Raw genomic sequence first — 15,512 nt, forward strand, 5'->3', positions numbered from 1 at the left:
TCATAATTCCCAGCAGTTAACCCATGTCTTCCCAAGATACCGAAAGCATCCGGACTATTTTTCAGAAAATTTGGGGCTATGATAGCTTTCGCTTTCCCCAACAGGAGATTATCGAGACGATTTTAGCGGCAAAAGATGCCCTGATTGTCATGCCCACGGGATTCGGTAAATCTATCTGTTTTCAATTGCCCGCTTTATTAAAAACCGGCTTAACCCTAGTGATTTCCCCCTTAGTTGCCCTGATGGAAAATCAGGTGGAGGAATTATTAGCCAAAAAACTACCCGTTGCCCTGATTCATAATGAAATCCCCCGACAACAGAGAAAGAAAACCTTAGCAGCGATCGCAGATCAAACCCTGCGACTTCTCTATCTTTCCCCAGAAACCCTCTTAAGTCCGCCCCTCTGGTCAAAATTAACCCTTCCCCACGTTAAAATTAACGCTCTCATCCTCGACGAGGCCCATTGTTTAACCCAGTGGGGCGATAATTTTCGTCCTGCTTACCGTCGTCTTGGGGCCGTCCGTCCCGCTCTGCTGCAATCAAAACCGGCCGGCAGCCAAATAGCGATCGCTGCTTTTACCGCCACCGCTAACCCCGCTACCCGTGAGACTCTCACCCGCATCTTACAACTAGAAAAACCACAACTTTTCTTAATAAATCCTTACCGTCAAAACCTTGACTTAAGCACCAAAATATGTATTAGCCCCAGTTGTCGTCGTCATCAACTATTAAACTTCCTCACCAGTCAACCTCGACAATCCGGCCTGATCTATACTCGTTCCCGTCGCCATAGTGAAAATTTAGCGGCATGGTTGCAATCTCTCCACTATCGCACCAGTGCCTATCATGCCGGTTTATCCCCCTTTCAGCGTCGGGAAATAGAACAAAATTGGCTGCGGGGGGATTTAACTTTTGTTGTCTGTACCTCAGCTTTTGGCATGGGTATCAATAAACCCGATGTGCGTTGGGTTGTCCACTACCAACCCCCAGCTTTACTATCGGAATACCTACAGGAAATCGGCCGCGGTGGTCGCGATGGGGGTAAAATGCAGGCTCTCACCTTAATTAGTGAACCGACGGGATGGTTAGATAATAGCGATAAAAACCAGCAAAAATTCTTTAACTCCCAACAGGAGCGCCAATACCGACAAGCTTGGCAAATTTTAGCCCAAATTCCCCTAGAGGGCAAAGTAGAGGCGATTAGTGCCGAATTTCCCGATGGTGCGCTCATTCTCTCTCTTTTACACAGTCTTGATCGCCTAGAATGGCTCGATCCTTTTCATTATCGGCTTATTTATCGTCATAATTCCGCCAAGATGACTTTTAAACCCAAAAATGAGATATTTCCCTACCTCTATACCCGTCGCTGTCGTTGGCACTTTCTCTTAAATGCCTTTGGGTTTCAGGAAAATGCCGATAATTTTCGCTGTGGTCATTGCGATAATTGTCGTCGCAATCGACCTCTGGTAAGCTAGGGAGCGCCAGAGCAGGGAGAACAGAGCATTCGTACTAAATTTTTTATGTCTTTTTTCTCCTCCTGTCTCGGATTCTCCTAACCTAAGGTCAGGTTTTTGATTTTTGCAGGAGAGCTATAGCGGGTTTCCCAGAAGTTAGTCCCGATTGAATCTATCAAGAGATTTACCATACCTTACCCGAAATAATAGTGAAATTCTGTGACAAAGTGCAGCCAGATACAAGAATCTTTGCTAGATTCCTAGAAAGCTTCTGTGATCAGTCTCCTTAAAGGAGGCTGTTTGCGGTAAGCTAATCTGGCTAACAGGCTTTTGGGCGTGATATAGGGAAAAGTTCTGGCGATCGCGCCTAAATGGGGTGATGTGCCGAAAGTTGACCCATATTGTTACTCTGGAGAGTGTTATACAGAGAGTTTATGTATAATTAATAGTTATGCATATTCATAAACCAAAATCCTAAGCGTGTCGCAAGTTGAGACTTGCTATTTTTTGTCCATTAAGACGACATATTTGAATTAAAATGAAGGATTTCGTACCATTATTTCAGACAATTCTTTGGATTAGTTTAATATTTGGTTTGGTTGTCTATCTCAGACCTGAACTTAAGTTGCTACGGAAGGTGTTAACAAAAAGATTAGAGTCTGGTAGTTCTATTAAAGTTGGGCCCTTAGAGATTGGAGAATTAAGAGATGAGGTTAGAGATGTACGTAAGGAGTTGAGTGATGTTAATGAGAAAGTTTCGGATCTATTTTTAACAACAATGTCTCCAAATATGTACTTCAATCTAAAGAAGCTTAAGTCTGGAAGATTTGGAAATTACGAAATAAACAAAGGTTTAAAGAGAGAACTTTACCATCTTCGAGATATTGGATACATCGAAGTTGAGTCCATCACAGGTATTCCATCTGAAGGAAGGAATCTGTCAGATCATGTACAAATAACGCCTACCGGAAAACAGTTTGTAGAACTGAGGGAGAACATAGAATCAGAAAAGAAAATTCATAACAATTCTGGTGCAGCGGATTGATTGAAGCCGTTTGTAGAGTCGCAAAGTTTTCGGTAACCGCTGACCAGTACGATCGCCGATCTTGTAGGGTGCGTTCCCTAATGTGGCTCCTACTGCTCCACCGATCGATTTTTGGGGAACGCACCATGCACATTGATTGCAGCTGTGGGTTTAAATGCGATGTCGAAGGCACTGGGTAGCAGATCGCTGATCTTGTAGAGACGTAGTGCGATCGCTATCGCTGTAGGGTGCGTTCCCTAATGTGACTCCTACTGGTCCAGCGATCGATTTTTGGGGAACGCACCATGCACATTGATTGCAGCTGTGGGTTTAAATGCGATGTCGAAGGCACTGCGTAGCAGATCGCTGATCTTGTAGCTTGGGTTGACGAAAAGAAATCCAACACCTTCGGAACTAAACTGTGAACGCTAATCTTGTATTGTTCTTAACCTTAAATAGCCTTTGGCCTACATGAGCATATTCACAGATTGACAGTCAGCGAGGCATTCAGCTATGTTTGAGATATTTAGAGCAAAACTTTTGAATGCCCACGCTGTTGACCGTTGGCCCATATCGATTCTTTTGCTACGCAGGCGATCGCCATGAGCCACCTCACATCCATGTTGAACGAGATCGAGAGATCGCTAAATTCTGGCTTCAGCCGGTTCGTCTTCAGAGTAACCAAGGATTTAACCGCACCGAAATTAACCGCATTCAAAAACTTGTTCAAGAAAACCAAGAACAATTACTAGCAGGCTGGAATGACTTTTTTAACGAATGAAGTATTTGAAACATTGGCAATTCAGCAATTGGCCATCACAGATGACACACTCAGTGTAGATTTGTCTGATGGGCGCACTATATCTGTTCCCTTGGCATGGTATCCTCGGCTCCTGCATGGCTCAATTGAGGAGCGCAATGATTATCGCTTGCTCGCTGGTGGCAGTGGAATCCATTGGAATCAACTAGATGAAGACATTAGCACTAAAAACTTGATTCTTGGCCAACCATCAGGGGAAAGTCAAAAATCATTGAAGCGTTGGTTAAATAATCGAGTACGATCGCCGATCTTGTAGGGTGCGTTCCCTAAGGCGACTCCTACTGCTCCAGCGATCAATTTTTGGGGAACGCACCATGCACATTGATTGCAGCTGTGGGTTAAAGTGCGATGTCGAAGGCACTGGGTAGCAGATCGCTGATCTTGTAGAGACGTAGTAGGATGGGCATTAGCTCATCCTACAGACCTGTGAGATATTATAGAGGGGTCTCCAGAAGTCAAATCGTAATCAGGAGTTAGTATATGCAAGCAATCCTTTTAAGCCGTGAAGAAGTTGCTCAACGTGCAGAGAAACTGTACGAAAGCAGAATCCGCCAAGAGGTGGAAGTTGAAGAAAACATTGGCAAGATGGTTATCATTGACATTGAAACAGGTGACTACAAAGTTGATGAAAATGGCTTACACGCTGCTGACTTATTGAGCGAGAAACACCCCCATGCTCGGCTCTTTGGGATCAAAATTGGCTACAACGTTGCTGCCGCTTTTGGTGGGGGTGTTATGGAGCGTGTAGTTAAGTGATTTCAGGTATTGTGGCTAATGGACACCCGATCATCACTATCCCATTTCGGATTCCAAATCGCGCTGACTTTCCGATTGAGTTTGTAGTAGATACAGGATTTACAGATGAGCTTTGTTTACCACCCGAAGCAGTAGCATTACTGAATCTTCCTTTCAGGTACGATATGCGTGCGAATTTAGCAGACAACAGCCAAGTAATGCTGCCTCTTCACAAAGCAATTATTATCTGGAATGGTGAGGAGCGAGAAACTCGTGTATTTGCCACAGGGCGGCGACCCCTGGTTGGAACTGCTTTATTAGATAGCCATGAACTTGTGATTCAGTTTACGGAAGGTGGGTTGGTAACGATTGATGATTTATAGTGCGATGCCGAAGGCACTGCGTAGCAGCACGCCGATTTTGTAGGGTGCGTTCCCTAAGGCGACTCCTACTGCTCCAGCGATCGATTTTTGGGGAACGCACCATGCACCTTGATTGAAGCGCCGATTCAAATTTGAAGTGCACCACTGGGGGGCTTGCGATGAGGCGGCTCATCAGTAGTAGAGCGGGAGCACCTCGTTAGAATAAATCAGAGTATCATTAAGGCAAAATACTGAGTTGAGGTCAACCCTATGGCAGTTCGTCAACGGCGTTATCCCAAAGATGAGTTAGCCGAGCGAGGGCAAAAACTCTACGAATCTGGCATTCGGCAGCAAGTCGAAGCCGGTAATGAAGGTAAGATTGTAGCGATCGACATTGAAACTGGAGAGTTTGAAGTCGATGAAAACGTTGTGCCTGCAACTAATCGGCTCTTTGAACGTCACCCCGATGCCCAACCTTGGATCATTCGTATCGGACATCGCGCTGTTTATCATTTCGGGGCACGGAGTTTGAAGAAAAATCCATGATGGAAGGTGTTGTAAATTTGCGGCGTGAAGCCACGCTAAGGATTGTAGTCGGAAACTCAAATCGGCAACTGCAAGCGGTTGACGCGGTGATTGATACTGGGTTCAATGGATTTTTATCTTTGCCCTCTACAATCATCGCTACATTAAATTTACCTTGGAGTGGTTCTGATTTTGTCACGCTGGGTGATGGCAGTGAAACTTATTTTGATCTGTACACTGGGACTGTGATATGGGATGGGCAGTACCAAGAGATTGATATTGCAGAATCAGAAACAGAGCCTCTACTAGGAATGGCGCTGCTTTACAGATATCGGTTGCAGGTCCATAACATTGAGGGCGGTAAGGTCAAGATTGAAGCCTTATGAGCCAGTGCTAGAAGAGATTCGGTGAGGCGCGGTCTAACAACGCAGCCGTAGGGTGCGTTCCCTAATGTGGCTCCTACTGCTCCACCGATCGATTTTGGGGGAACGTACCATGCACATTTATTGCAGCTGTGATACCAAATCCTGTTATAATAAAACGAGTAAAGACGAGGTTTTAGACCCGATTTTTTTGATACCATTTAGTGGATAATCGACCTCTGGTAAGCTAGGGAGCGCCAGAGCAGGGAGAACACAGCACTTGTACTAAATTTTTTATGTCTTTTTTCTCCTCCTGTCTCGGATTCTCCTCACTTAAGGTCAGATTTTTGATTTTTGCAGGAGATCTATAGCCGTTTTCACAGAAGTTAGTCCCGATTGAATCTATCAAGGGATTTACCATACCTTACCCGAAATAATAGTGAAATTCTGTGACAAAGTGCAGCCATATCTAAGAATCTTTGCTACAATCCTGAGAAGCTTCTGTGATAAGTCTCCTTAAAAGGAGGCTGTTTGCAGTAAGCTAATCTGGCTAACACGCTTGTGGGCGTGGTATGGGGGAGGATACAACCATGACTCATGAGATTTTAGGTGAATTTTTATCTTTGCCTGCTGAAGCACAGAGCCAAGTAGTCAGCCTGATCGCTTTTTTGAAACAAAAGTACATATATTCTGAACCTCTGTCTGCATCGTCAAATGTTGATTTAGTTAATGATCCCTTTGTTGGAATGTGGCGCGATCGTCAAGATTTAGATAGTACTACTTGGGTGCGAAATTTACGAGAAAGCGAGTGGTCAAAGACAAATGGCTAGTTCAACTATCGTAGATACCGACATAATCATTGATGTTGGTCGTGGTATTCCTGAAGCAGTCAATTGTCTGCAAAGGCTACAATCAAGTTCCAGATTAGCAATTAGCGTAGTTACACAAATGGAACTAATTGTTGGCTGCACTAACAAGTCAGAGTTACGGACGCTGGAAAAATTTCTTCAACAGTTTGATGTAATCAGAATTGACCAACCTATTTCAGACAAAGCGGTTGACTTACTTCGCTTGTATCGGCTAAGTCACGGTTTGCTGATTGCCGATGGCTTGATTGCAGGTACAGCAATAATATGGAATTACCCTTTTATCACCAAGAATCAACGAGACTACCGATTTATTCAAAATTTAAATGTATTACCCTACCCTTAGCGAAAAGCCTAACTAGACCTTTATGCCGCAAGTCCTTGGTGGAGGGTGTAAACAGGGCTAGTTCATCGGTATCTGAAGTTAAAAGAGGAGAATTGGTTCTTGAGCGAGGATAAAGAGTATCAATGGCTTCAGTTTGAAAAACTGATAGATTTGCATAAATTTTATTTTGAAAATTTATGCAAATCCGCCTCTTTTTCCTTTGGAATTATTGGGGCGATTTTGACCTATGTAATCAGCGCTAAACTTAGCGAAAACTTAATCCGGCTTGCTCTTCAACTACCATTTCTACTCAGCATCGGGACGTTCATTATATTTCGTTTCGGCACATGGAAGACTTGGGATTTGTCAAATTGGGTGAAGCATCATCAGGCAGAACTTGGAATTGATTGGCGACCTCATGCCGAAACTTTAACCTATATGTCAATCGCATTTGCTCTATTGTTCTTAATAGTAGCCATTGGTCTTGGAGGACTTATTGCAAATCCCTCAATGCTACAGCCGTAGGGTGCGTTCCCTAATGTGACTCCTACTGCTCCACCGATCAATTTTTGGGGAACGCACCATGCACATTTATTGAAGTTGTGATACCAAATCCTGTTATAATAAAACGAGATATAGGGTGCGTCCCACGCAGCCTTTACCTTTTTGAAAACACTTTCAATGATGTAGCTATGGACTGGGAAACTCGAATTACACTAAATCCCGATATTTTGGTGGGAAAACCTATCATTAAAGGAACAAGGATTGCGGTTGAATTTATCATCGATCTTCTCGCCCAAGGTTGGAGTATTGATGAAATTCTGCGAAACTACCCAGGTATTACAGTAGAAGATATTCAAGCTTGTCTTAGCTATGCTAGTGTAATGCTCAAATCTGAGAAAGTCTATGCTATTCCTGCTTAACTGATGCGTTTTCTAGCGAACGAAAATTTCCCCCTTGATGCGGTTGAAGCCCTAGGACAAAATGGCCATGATGTCCTGTGGATTAGGGTGGAATCCCCCGGAATCTCAGACCGGGAAGTTTTAAGTCGCGCCCAAGCAGAAAATCCTATTCTCTTGACATTTGATCAAGATTTTGGAGAACTCGCCTTTCGTTCAAGGTTGCCGGCCAGTGTTGGTATTATTTTGTTTAGAATAAGAGTACCTTCTGCATCTGTAGTCGCTGAGAAAGTTGCCAAGGTTATCTCATTGCGGGATGACTGGTATGGACACTTTACAGTTATTGAAGAAGACAAAATTAGAATGAGAGACTTAACGGTGAGATCGCCGATCTTGTAGGGTACGTTCCCTCATGTGACTCCTACTGCTCCACTGATCGATTTTGGGGGAACGCACCATGCACATTGATTGCAGCTGTATTCCTTGATGGGAGAGGTAGATTTAGGAAGATGCTATGATCCAAATTAGATAGCAACACCAGATGTTTAATATGTCCCTTATCGAACTCCTGCCAACTGTCAGTCAACTAACGCATCAAGACAAGCTCAGGCTTATTCACTATCTTTTGCTTGCAGTAGCCAAAGAGGAAGGATGTAGCCTAGACACTGCAAGTAATGGGCATAATGAAAATATGCTGATCAAGCAACTAGCGGTTACTAACGCGGTTGTCTGGTCGCCTCAAGCAGATCATCAAGCTGTTCACGCTTTGTCTGAGCTTTTGGTGTCGGCAAAGGGAGTATCAAATGCTTGACGGTCATCGCTTTTCTTTTACAGAACGGACTGACAGTTCTGGTCGGTCTAGCATTGCCATACTTGCCGCTAACCTTAACTGATGGACAACAGTCAATAGAGGTTATGGCTTTATTGGATACGGGTGCTAGTGTTAATGTCTTACCCTACGAAATCGGATTACAGTTAGGGGCGGTCTGGGAAAATCAAACTGTTCAAATTCCCTTAAGTGGAAACCTTGTCCATAGTGAGTCACGAGGGCTGGTTGTGACTGGGACAGTTGCACATTTTGCTCCTGTTTTACTTGCCTTTGCGTGGACTCAATCAACAGATGTACCAGTAATTTTAGGTCACATGAACTTTTTTGCAGAATTTAATGTGTGCTTTTATCGAAACGAATTAGCTTTTGAGATTTGTCCGATCCAGAAATAAACTGTTGCCAACCAATCCGCTGAACTTGTCATTTGCCGAACTGTTTTTACTTCGTAGCCAGTGCGATGCCGAAGGCACTGCGTAGCAGTACGCCATCGCTGTAGGGTGCGTTCCCTAATGTGGCTCCCACTGCTCCACTGATCGATTTTTGGGGAACGCACCATGCACATTGATTGCAGCTGTGGGTTTAAATGCGATGCCGCTCCTCCCGCTCAAACCCCGGAACCCTCTGCCCTCGTCGGTCTGGGGGCTGTCGTCGGTCTGGGGGCTGGCTTCAAGCGCCGCCACACCCAAGCAGACAAAAACTAAGCGTTAGTTGAAGGGATTACAACAGGAGAGCCGCAATGGTCTCTTTTTTTGCTATTTAAAAGAGGATTATTTGATATTTGCTTCTTTTTAATGGAGATTGGAGAAATCATCAACCTTCCTCAAGGCACTAGACACAAGCGAGCTATCATAAAACCATCGCTGATTTGACAATCGCCAACCCCTAAAAATTATGAGCGTAGTTATTCCTAATGACATACTGACCGCATCAGGACTCTCCGAAGACGAGCTAAAACTAGAAATCGCCATCATGCTCTTTAAACAAGACAAAATCAGCATTGGCAAAGCCCGTCATCTTGCAGGCATGAACCTCCTCCAATTTCAACACGAACTTAATCTAAGAGAGATTTGTGTCCATTATGACCTTGAAGAATTAGAAGAAGATATCCAAACCTTACAAAAACTGGGCAGACTATGATCGTCGTGAGTGACACCTCACCCATTACCAACCTAGCCGCCGTTAACCAGTTAACCCTTTTGCATCAACTCTATGGAACAATTATCATTCCTCAAGCCGTTTATGAGGAAATGGCGAGTTTAGGTTACGCCGTACCCGGCACGATTGAAATCATGACCTTATCTTGGATAGAAACACGGCCTGTCACCCAGCAAAACCAAGTTAATCAACTACTCAATAAATTAGACCGAGGAGAATCAGAAGGGATTATTTTAGCGCTAGAATTAGGCGCAGATATATTAATTTTGGATGAAAGAAAAGGACGCAAAGTTGCACAATCTCTTGGGCTAAATATTACTGGAATATTGGGACTTTTACTCGAAGCCAAGCAAAAGGAATTGATTATGAATATTAAACCGATTGTTGATCAGCTAATCTTAAAGGCAGAATTCCGAATTAGCGAAACACTCTACAGAAAAGTTTTGACCATTGCGGGAGAATGATTCTATTGCAATATTTCAACCCATTTTACAAAGTGCGATGCCGAAGGCACTGCGTAGCAGTACGCTAATCTTGTAGGGTGCGTTCCCTAATCTGACTCCTACTGCTCCAGCGATCGATTTTTGGGGGAACGCACCATGCACATTGATTGCAGCTGTGGGTTTAAATGCGATACCGAAGGCATTGGGTAACACCCCTAGATGGGGTTGGAGGAGTTGATTTAGGGTACTATACTGGTTTATAGGGTTTTCGAGATTAGTGCTTTTTCTCATAAAGCCTTACTCCTGATCTGGATAGGGGATCTGCTAAACTGAAATTTAGGAGAGTCAAAAGCTTGCCCCAAGGGGAAAGTTAAAAATCATTTAAGCGTTACAGGGTTTGATTCACGAGCATCTAGAAGGCAGGTGAAATTCTGTGTTTATGACTAAGAACTAGCTGCCCAAAGCAAAGACACTTCATACTGATTAAATGTTGAATCCGCACTCACAAGTGTCATATCTTCTACCTGAGCTTGTGCAATCAGCATTCGGTCAAAAGGATCACGATGATGTAAAGGCAATGCAGCCGCCCGCAAAGCATGAGAAGCATTGATCTCTAACGACCTAGCTCCCAGTCGGGTCATTCGAGTGGAGACATAATCATCTATTTGCTCTGGCAGTGGTAATTTACCGATTGAAACTTTAATTCCCATCTCCCAAACACTGGCAACAGAAAACCACACTTCATTGCTTTCGTTTGCAATTTGTTCAATTACATTCTCACTTAACTTGTCTGGTTGGACAAACCACCACAGCCAGCATTGTGTATCCAGTAAAAGTCTCACTCCGCACCACCCTCAAATGCTCCCAAAATATCTTCTGGTAAAGGAGCATTAAAATCATCTGGTATGGTCAACATCCCTCGATCTTGTCCTAAACTAGACCGTCGATCTAAAGATGTCCGAAATGGAACAAGCTTAGCAATTGGGATACCTCGGTTTGAAATAACGATTACTTCTCCGAGTTCCACACGAGACAATAGCCGAGAAAGGTTTGTTTTAGCCTGATGAATGTTTACTGTTTCCATAGTCTAAAAGAACTAAGTCTATAAACTAAGTTTAATCTAGTCACGGCAATTCTGCAAGGGCAAGTTAATTTAGAGTTGTGGGTAACTGACAAGCAACACGACATAACAACACGCTGGAGCAGCGGACAATTGAGAGATCTTAGCGGTGATTCAGAGGTTGTCTATCGCCGCTCAGCTAAGCCGTTAGCTCTCTGGAAGTGGCATAGCACATTAATTGAAGCTGTGGGTTTAAATACGATGCCGAAGGCACTGCGTAGCAGATCGCTGATCTTGTAGGTAGGAAACCCAACTCCCTCAAAACCAAGATTAAATGCAGTGGGATAGACGTGGGATAGATTTTCTCTTATTGCCGTGAGCGAAACCGTCTATATTGAAACCAGTATTTTGGGTCATCTAACCGCAAGACCAACAGAAAACCTGATTCTTGCCGCCAACATTAAGATTACACAAGACTGGTGGGATGAGTATAGTAGTTTATTAGTTCTGTATGTTTCGGAAATTGTTGAAGATGAAGCATCGAGAGAAGATTCAACAATTGCTACTCAAAGACAGAACTTGTTACAGTCCTTGATTTTTCTCGATCTAACCGAAGAAGCGATCGCTCTAGCACAAGAATTCCTGCAACAAAGCAACCTACCCCCCAAAGCCTCTAATGATGCCTTACACATGGCACTAGCAACCGTTTATGGCTTAGACTATCTACTAACATGGAATTGTAAGCAGATGGCAAACGCTCAAATCCAAAGAAAGCTATCCCAAATTAGTATTGAGTTTGGATACAGGCTACCATTTGTTTGTACCCCTTACGAGTTCATAGGATTTAAGCTTCGGGGAGAATAACTATGTATAAAGATGAAATTGTCGAAGAAATTCATAAATATAGAGAAGAATACGCAAAATCTTTTAATTATGATCTCAAAGCAATATTTGACGATCTTAGAGAAAAGCAAATTGCCAGTGGACGTAAAGTTATTAAGCTCCCGATCAAGCGACAGTATAACAAATCACTGCACCCGACCGAGAGTGCGATCGTCTTCACGCACTGAAAGTTATTAGCGGCGGGTGAGCGCGACCGTTATGCTTCAAACCATAGATATCTCAACCCAATACAAAAACTAAGCTAAGAAAAAGTGGGATTGCATCAGTTCGCCCCTAAACTAGAATGCACATAGTTTAATCTCATAGAAAGTAATGCCGACTGAAACCCCCAAAACCTACCTAGAACAAGCGATCGCTGATGGACAGGCGGAAATTAAAGGCGAAGGCAAAAAAGAACGCATTCACTATCTTGCTGCTGATCATTCTGAGCGTTGGTCTGATCCTGAAGAAAAAGTTAGGGCTGAGTTTTGGGCTGAGTTAATTTACAAATATGACTATGATCCTAAATTGATCAAGTTTGAGGTGAAAGTACCTCGACGGACTCCTAATGATTTAGCGGATATAGTTATTTACAAAGATGAGGAGCATAAAGATCCTTATTTTGTTTTTGAGATTAAGCGATCGGATATTACTGATGCCGAATTTTCTCAATCTATTGAACAAGCTTGTGGAAATCGTGCCAGTTTAGCTGCGCCTTTTTGTGGCTCGATCGCAGGTTTAACCCGTCGTTTACTGCGCTTTGATGATAAACAAAAATATCCACCGATGGAGCGCGATCGCAACCATTTAACGGATATTCCGAAGCGGTTTGGTAAACCTCCTGAATGGCGATTTTATAAGAATAAGGAGGGACAAGATTTAAAGGCTGTTCCCCGGGAAGAATTACGTTCAGCGATTCGCAAATGTCATCAGACGCTTTGGGAAGGTGGCCGTCGTAGTCCTATCGCCGCATTTGGTGAATTTTGTAAGTTGATCTTTGTCAAATATCGTGATGAGAAAAATCCTGATATTGAAGATGGACAACCCTATGCGTTTCAGCGTCGTGATGGTGAAAGTAGTGAAGATTTATCGAAACGAATTTTGAGACTCTATACAAATGAGCAGGAAAAAGAACCGGGGGTTTTTACTGACAAAGTTAATATTGATCCGCCTGTTATTGCTCAAGTAGTGGAACATTTAGAAGCTTTATCACTCGATCGGACGGAACTGGACACAAAGGGAGTTGCTTTTGAAGAATTTATGGGAGGATTCTTTAAAGGAGATTTTGGTCAATATTTTACACCTCGTGAATTGATTGCTTTTTCCATTGAGTTATTGAATCCAGAGCGAAAGCATCTAGTTCTTGATCCTGCCTGTGGTTCGGGTGGTTTCTTGCTTTATGCACTTGATCACGTTCGTCGTGCAGCCAATCGGCGTTATGAAAACTATAAAAGTGATCCCCGTCAAAGTGTTGATCATTTTAACTATTGGCATAGTTTCGCTCAAAACAATCTTTTCGGGATTGAAATTAATGAGGAGTTAGCCCGTGTTGCCAAGATGAATATGATCATTCATGATGATGGTCATACGAATATTGTTGGTCATGATGCTCTTGATTTTTTGGAGCATTTAACCGCTCTTAAACCCGAACTTGTTCCTAATAAGTTTGATGTGATTTTAACTAATCCGCCTTTTGGATCGGTGGTAAAGTCAACAGAAAAGGATAAGGGTTATCTCGATCAGTTTGATTTACGCCACTATTTGAGTAAGGGGACAACGGATACAGAACCAGATGAATCTACTCAAGGTGAACGCAATGCAAAACGGGGGGCTAAGGCAGTAAAGGAAAGAACTAGCATTAAAACAGAAATTCTCTTTATTGAGCGAGTTTATTCCTATCTAAAACCAAAGGAAGGACGAGCGGCGATCATTCTGCCGGATGGGATTTTAACTAATTCTTCTTTGCAAGGGGTAAGGGATTGGATGCTTTCCCATTTCCAAATTTTGGCGGTGGTGAGTTTGCCTCAATTTGCCTTTGCTTATTATGATGCGGGGGTAAAAGCAAGTATTGTTTTTTTGAGAAAGTTGGGTGATGGTGAGGTTGTGTCTGATGATCAGCCGATTTTTATGGCGTTGGCGGAAAATATTGGCTATGATGCAACGGGACGGAAGACTTTTAATGTAACAGTTGAGCGTGAAACACAAGAAAAGGACAAGATTGAACGTCATAGTTGCGATTTGTTTGATTATCGGGTTTGTTTTGAGTGGAATCAGTCTAATCCGAAGGAAGCGGGATGGAGTGAGCGTTATCGAGAGATTATTCCTGATACGGGTTTAATCGCTCAGTGGCGAGAGTTTCAACGAGATCCTTCCTCTTTTTTCGTCTAAGCCCTGCTGAAGAACAACAGCACAAATGTTATTTACTCAGACAGGGCGAAATAAGAAAAAGAATTGATGCTTATTCAAATCAGAGTAAGTTTAAGCAATTGATAAATAAGATATATAGTGTAAGTTATCCAGTTCAGATAATTCAAAATATCGCAAGTGATATTTTTTCTGGATCAACACCTGTTGCAAAAGGAAATGCCTATATAGAACCGCCAAATGGTGTTCGTTTTTTGCGTAGTGGAGAGATTACAGAAGATGGGGAAGTTACTTCAATGGGTGAAGTTCACATTACCGAAGAAGTGCATAATGGTTTGCTACGCAGATCACAACTAAATTCAGGAGATGTATTAATTGCTATTGTTGGAGCAACAATAGGTAGTGTAGGGGTTTATGAACGGAATAAACCTAGTAACATAAACCAAGCAATAGCAGTCGTTAGGTTGAGAGACAAAGAAATACTTCCTAAATACCTTTGCTATTATCTTAAATCTAATATTGGGCAGGGCTTACTAGATTTTTTTAAGCGTCCTGTTGCCCGTGCCAATATAAATCTTGAGGAAATAAGCGAAATTCCTGTACTAATTCCACCTCGTGAAATTCAATTAAGTTTAGTTGCTGCTATGGATGAGGCGCGATCGCATCGTAAACAAAAATTAGCAGAAGCCGATGCTCTTCTCTCTAGCCTTGATCAATTTATTTTAGATACACTTAACTTTAGATTACCCCCTTCTGATGATCGAAAAGTATATGCGACCACCTTATCTCAAATGATAGGAGATCGCATAGATCCTTATTCAAATAAGCCATATTTTCAAAAGTTATTTAATGCCATACAAAACTCACAACACAATGTTTTAACTCTTAGTGAGTTATCAATTCGTATTTTTTCTGGTACAACACCTCTAGCAAAAGGTGATGCTTATGTTGAGCCACCTAATGGAGTTCGTTTTATTAGAAGTGGAGAAATTACAACAGAAGGAACCGTTACCCTAACAAGTGAAGTACACATTAGCGATGAAATTCATACAGGCAAAATGAAAAGCTCTCAACTGCAAAAGGGAGATTTATTAATTGCTATTGTCGGTGCTACTATTGGCTCAGTGGGAATTTATAATCTTGATCAATCCGCTAATATTAACCAAGCAATAGCCTCTGTTCGACTTGATAATAAAGAGGTTTTAGGTGAATATATTTGTTGGTATTTGAAATCCAGTATAGGTGGTTCTTCGTTACTTGGTATGGTTCGATCAGGGGGCAGAAATCGGCTAAATCCTTATCTGGCAAGGGACTTAATTGATTAGCTCGTTCTAGATTGAAAACAATTGGCAAAAATCGCAGCCATGTCTTTCTATATAAGGGTTTCACCCCTTATAACTCCCGTCC

The 15,512-nt window shown here is 42.6% G+C and carries 25 protein-coding genes and 1 pseudogene; 22 read left to right on the top strand and 4 right to left on the bottom strand.

Annotated features, from left to right (window positions below):
- The first annotated feature begins 23 nt into the window (after window positions 1-23).
- The 6 genes from ACQY1Y_RS21470 to ACQY1Y_RS21495 all read left to right on the top strand — a co-directional run bounded on the left by ACQY1Y_RS21470 (window position 24) and on the right by ACQY1Y_RS21495 (window position 4,416).
- Window positions 24-1,475, top strand: coding sequence for a RecQ family ATP-dependent DNA helicase (locus ACQY1Y_RS21470; protein WP_430013537.1), 1,452 nt, complete (start codon window positions 24-26; stop codon window positions 1,473-1,475).
- 517 nt (window positions 1,476-1,992) lie between these two features.
- Window positions 1,993-2,499: a hypothetical protein gene (locus ACQY1Y_RS21475; RefSeq protein WP_002763441.1), complete on the top strand. Its 507-nt coding sequence runs from the start codon at window positions 1,993-1,995 to the stop codon at window positions 2,497-2,499.
- Window positions 2,500-3,034: 535 nt separating this feature from the next.
- Entirely contained in the window at window positions 3,035-3,259 is a 225-nt protein-coding gene (locus tag ACQY1Y_RS21480) for a DUF4160 domain-containing protein (RefSeq protein ID WP_256094027.1), read from the top strand.
- Window positions 3,240-3,554 carry a DUF2442 domain-containing protein gene (locus ACQY1Y_RS21485; protein ID WP_002752929.1) on the top strand — a complete coding sequence of 105 codons (315 nt, stop codon included), beginning with the start codon at window positions 3,240-3,242 and terminating at the stop codon, window positions 3,552-3,554. Before ACQY1Y_RS21480 ends, ACQY1Y_RS21485 begins: the two co-directional genes overlap by 20 nt.
- 224 nt (window positions 3,555-3,778) lie before the next feature.
- The gene (locus ACQY1Y_RS21490) at window positions 3,779-4,054 is read left to right on the top strand and encodes a hypothetical protein (RefSeq protein WP_002739245.1); all 276 of its coding nucleotides are present in this window, start codon (window positions 3,779-3,781) and stop codon (window positions 4,052-4,054) included.
- Window positions 4,051-4,416, top strand: coding sequence for a clan AA aspartic protease (locus ACQY1Y_RS21495; RefSeq protein WP_008205585.1), 366 nt, complete (start codon window positions 4,051-4,053; stop codon window positions 4,414-4,416). Before ACQY1Y_RS21490 ends, ACQY1Y_RS21495 begins: the two co-directional genes overlap by 4 nt.
- Here ACQY1Y_RS21495 and ACQY1Y_RS21500 read toward each other — a convergent pair.
- Complete coding sequence (locus ACQY1Y_RS21500; RefSeq protein WP_430013538.1) at window positions 4,411-4,545, bottom strand: hypothetical protein; 135 nt, start codon at window positions 4,543-4,545, stop codon at window positions 4,411-4,413. The genes ACQY1Y_RS21495 and ACQY1Y_RS21500 overlap by 6 nt on opposite strands.
- Window positions 4,546-4,665: 120 nt before the next feature.
- Between ACQY1Y_RS21500 and ACQY1Y_RS21505 the strand changes: the two genes are divergently transcribed.
- The 12 genes and pseudogenes from ACQY1Y_RS21505 to ACQY1Y_RS21560 all read left to right on the top strand — a co-directional run bounded on the left by ACQY1Y_RS21505 (window position 4,666) and on the right by ACQY1Y_RS21560 (window position 9,820).
- Window positions 4,666-4,941 (top strand): hypothetical protein, encoded by a 276-nt coding sequence (locus tag ACQY1Y_RS21505; RefSeq protein WP_002752924.1) that lies wholly within the window; start codon window positions 4,666-4,668, stop codon window positions 4,939-4,941.
- Window positions 4,938-5,306: a clan AA aspartic protease gene (locus tag ACQY1Y_RS21510; RefSeq protein ID WP_430013539.1), complete on the top strand. Its 369-nt coding sequence runs from the start codon at window positions 4,938-4,940 to the stop codon at window positions 5,304-5,306. Before ACQY1Y_RS21505 ends, ACQY1Y_RS21510 begins: the two co-directional genes overlap by 4 nt.
- 566 nt (window positions 5,307-5,872) lie before the next feature.
- Window positions 5,873-6,112: a hypothetical protein gene (locus tag ACQY1Y_RS21515; protein WP_002739406.1), complete on the top strand. Its 240-nt coding sequence runs from the start codon at window positions 5,873-5,875 to the stop codon at window positions 6,110-6,112.
- Window positions 6,105-6,494, top strand: coding sequence for a type II toxin-antitoxin system VapC family toxin (locus ACQY1Y_RS21520; protein ID WP_002763446.1), 390 nt, complete (start codon window positions 6,105-6,107; stop codon window positions 6,492-6,494). Before ACQY1Y_RS21515 ends, ACQY1Y_RS21520 begins: the two co-directional genes overlap by 8 nt.
- Before the next feature lie 99 nt (window positions 6,495-6,593).
- On the top strand, window positions 6,594-6,998 hold the full coding sequence (locus tag ACQY1Y_RS21525; RefSeq protein WP_430013540.1) for a hypothetical protein: 405 nt from the start codon (window positions 6,594-6,596) through the stop codon (window positions 6,996-6,998).
- 167 nt (window positions 6,999-7,165) lie between these two features.
- Window positions 7,166-7,396 (top strand): DUF433 domain-containing protein, encoded by a 231-nt coding sequence (locus ACQY1Y_RS21530; protein WP_002779924.1) that lies wholly within the window; start codon window positions 7,166-7,168, stop codon window positions 7,394-7,396.
- A gap of 3 nt (window positions 7,397-7,399) precedes the next feature.
- On the top strand, window positions 7,400-7,771 hold the full coding sequence (locus ACQY1Y_RS21535; protein ID WP_430013541.1) for a DUF5615 family PIN-like protein: 372 nt from the start codon (window positions 7,400-7,402) through the stop codon (window positions 7,769-7,771).
- 151 nt (window positions 7,772-7,922) lie between these two features.
- Complete coding sequence (locus ACQY1Y_RS21540) at window positions 7,923-8,183, top strand: hypothetical protein (protein ID WP_069474500.1); 261 nt, start codon at window positions 7,923-7,925, stop codon at window positions 8,181-8,183.
- A pseudogene (locus ACQY1Y_RS21545) lies at window positions 8,176-8,593 on the top strand (hypothetical protein). Before ACQY1Y_RS21540 ends, ACQY1Y_RS21545 begins: the two are co-directional and overlap by 8 nt.
- A gap of 162 nt (window positions 8,594-8,755) precedes the next feature.
- The gene (locus ACQY1Y_RS21550; protein ID WP_002738886.1) at window positions 8,756-8,902 is read left to right on the top strand and encodes a PEP-CTERM sorting domain-containing protein; all 147 of its coding nucleotides are present in this window, start codon (window positions 8,756-8,758) and stop codon (window positions 8,900-8,902) included.
- Window positions 8,903-9,092: 190 nt separating this feature from the next.
- Window positions 9,093-9,338, top strand: coding sequence for a UPF0175 family protein (locus ACQY1Y_RS21555; RefSeq protein ID WP_002770883.1), 246 nt, complete (start codon window positions 9,093-9,095; stop codon window positions 9,336-9,338).
- Window positions 9,335-9,820 (top strand): DUF3368 domain-containing protein, encoded by a 486-nt coding sequence (locus tag ACQY1Y_RS21560; RefSeq protein ID WP_002778777.1) that lies wholly within the window; start codon window positions 9,335-9,337, stop codon window positions 9,818-9,820. The genes ACQY1Y_RS21555 and ACQY1Y_RS21560 overlap by 4 nt, the downstream gene beginning before the upstream one ends.
- 15 nt (window positions 9,821-9,835) lie before the next feature.
- Here the strand turns inward: ACQY1Y_RS21560 and ACQY1Y_RS21565 are convergent, their stop codons facing one another.
- The 3 genes from ACQY1Y_RS21565 to ACQY1Y_RS21575 form a co-directional block, all read right to left on the bottom strand.
- Window positions 9,836-10,090: a hypothetical protein gene (locus tag ACQY1Y_RS21565; protein ID WP_002739141.1), complete on the bottom strand. Its 255-nt coding sequence runs from the start codon at window positions 10,088-10,090 to the stop codon at window positions 9,836-9,838.
- Between the two features lie 152 nt (window positions 10,091-10,242).
- Window positions 10,243-10,641, bottom strand: coding sequence for a type II toxin-antitoxin system VapC family toxin (locus ACQY1Y_RS21570; protein WP_002779922.1), 399 nt, complete (start codon window positions 10,639-10,641; stop codon window positions 10,243-10,245).
- The gene (locus tag ACQY1Y_RS21575) at window positions 10,638-10,883 is read right to left on the bottom strand and encodes a type II toxin-antitoxin system Phd/YefM family antitoxin (protein WP_016514827.1); all 246 of its coding nucleotides are present in this window, start codon (window positions 10,881-10,883) and stop codon (window positions 10,638-10,640) included. Before ACQY1Y_RS21575 ends, ACQY1Y_RS21570 begins: the two co-directional genes overlap by 4 nt.
- 351 nt (window positions 10,884-11,234) lie before the next feature.
- On the opposite strand from ACQY1Y_RS21575, the gene ACQY1Y_RS21580 reads away from it, so the two are divergent.
- The 4 genes from ACQY1Y_RS21580 to ACQY1Y_RS21595 all read left to right on the top strand — a co-directional run bounded on the left by ACQY1Y_RS21580 (window position 11,235) and on the right by ACQY1Y_RS21595 (window position 15,430).
- Entirely contained in the window at window positions 11,235-11,723 is a 489-nt protein-coding gene (locus ACQY1Y_RS21580; RefSeq protein ID WP_016514828.1) for a type II toxin-antitoxin system VapC family toxin, read from the top strand.
- Window positions 11,724-11,725: 2 nt separating this feature from the next.
- Window positions 11,726-11,929 (top strand): hypothetical protein, encoded by a 204-nt coding sequence (locus ACQY1Y_RS21585; RefSeq protein WP_002747099.1) that lies wholly within the window; start codon window positions 11,726-11,728, stop codon window positions 11,927-11,929.
- A gap of 145 nt (window positions 11,930-12,074) precedes the next feature.
- On the top strand, window positions 12,075-14,129 hold the full coding sequence (locus ACQY1Y_RS21590; RefSeq protein WP_430013542.1) for a restriction endonuclease subunit M: 2,055 nt from the start codon (window positions 12,075-12,077) through the stop codon (window positions 14,127-14,129).
- Window positions 14,087-15,430, top strand: a complete 1,344-nt coding sequence (locus ACQY1Y_RS21595; protein WP_430013543.1) for a restriction endonuclease subunit S — start codon at window positions 14,087-14,089, stop codon at window positions 15,428-15,430. Before ACQY1Y_RS21590 ends, ACQY1Y_RS21595 begins: the two co-directional genes overlap by 43 nt.
- The last annotated feature ends 82 nt before the right edge of the window (window positions 15,431-15,512 follow it).

The organism is Microcystis ichthyoblabe FBCC-A1114, assembly GCF_050500245.1.
GTDB lineage: Bacteria > Cyanobacteriota > Cyanobacteriia > Cyanobacteriales > Microcystaceae > Microcystis > Microcystis ichthyoblabe_A.

Coding starts and splice junctions, on each gene's coding strand:
- ACQY1Y_RS21470 (WP_430013537.1), top strand. CDS start 24: ATGTCTTCCCAAGATACCGAAAGCATCCGGACTATTTTTCAGAAAATT.
- ACQY1Y_RS21475 (WP_002763441.1), top strand. CDS start 1,993: ATGAAGGATTTCGTACCATTATTTCAGACAATTCTTTGGATTAGTTTA.
- ACQY1Y_RS21485 (WP_002752929.1), top strand. CDS start 3,240: ATGACTTTTTTAACGAATGAAGTATTTGAAACATTGGCAATTCAGCAA.
- ACQY1Y_RS21490 (WP_002739245.1), top strand. CDS start 3,779: ATGCAAGCAATCCTTTTAAGCCGTGAAGAAGTTGCTCAACGTGCAGAG.
- ACQY1Y_RS21505 (WP_002752924.1), top strand. CDS start 4,666: ATGGCAGTTCGTCAACGGCGTTATCCCAAAGATGAGTTAGCCGAGCGA.
- ACQY1Y_RS21510 (WP_430013539.1), top strand. CDS start 4,938: ATGATGGAAGGTGTTGTAAATTTGCGGCGTGAAGCCACGCTAAGGATT.
- ACQY1Y_RS21515 (WP_002739406.1), top strand. CDS start 5,873: ATGACTCATGAGATTTTAGGTGAATTTTTATCTTTGCCTGCTGAAGCA.
- ACQY1Y_RS21520 (WP_002763446.1), top strand. CDS start 6,105: ATGGCTAGTTCAACTATCGTAGATACCGACATAATCATTGATGTTGGT.
- ACQY1Y_RS21530 (WP_002779924.1), top strand. CDS start 7,166: ATGGACTGGGAAACTCGAATTACACTAAATCCCGATATTTTGGTGGGA.
- ACQY1Y_RS21535 (WP_430013541.1), top strand. CDS start 7,400: ATGCGTTTTCTAGCGAACGAAAATTTCCCCCTTGATGCGGTTGAAGCC.
- ACQY1Y_RS21540 (WP_069474500.1), top strand. CDS start 7,923: ATGTCCCTTATCGAACTCCTGCCAACTGTCAGTCAACTAACGCATCAA.
- ACQY1Y_RS21550 (WP_002738886.1), top strand. CDS start 8,756: ATGCACATTGATTGCAGCTGTGGGTTTAAATGCGATGCCGCTCCTCCC.
- ACQY1Y_RS21555 (WP_002770883.1), top strand. CDS start 9,093: ATGAGCGTAGTTATTCCTAATGACATACTGACCGCATCAGGACTCTCC.
- ACQY1Y_RS21560 (WP_002778777.1), top strand. CDS start 9,335: ATGATCGTCGTGAGTGACACCTCACCCATTACCAACCTAGCCGCCGTT.
- ACQY1Y_RS21565 (WP_002739141.1), bottom strand. CDS start 10,090: ATGAGAAAAAGCACTAATCTCGAAAACCCTATAAACCAGTATAGTACC.
- ACQY1Y_RS21575 (WP_016514827.1), bottom strand. CDS start 10,883: ATGGAAACAGTAAACATTCATCAGGCTAAAACAAACCTTTCTCGGCTA.
- ACQY1Y_RS21585 (WP_002747099.1), top strand. CDS start 11,726: ATGTATAAAGATGAAATTGTCGAAGAAATTCATAAATATAGAGAAGAA.
- ACQY1Y_RS21590 (WP_430013542.1), top strand. CDS start 12,075: ATGCCGACTGAAACCCCCAAAACCTACCTAGAACAAGCGATCGCTGAT.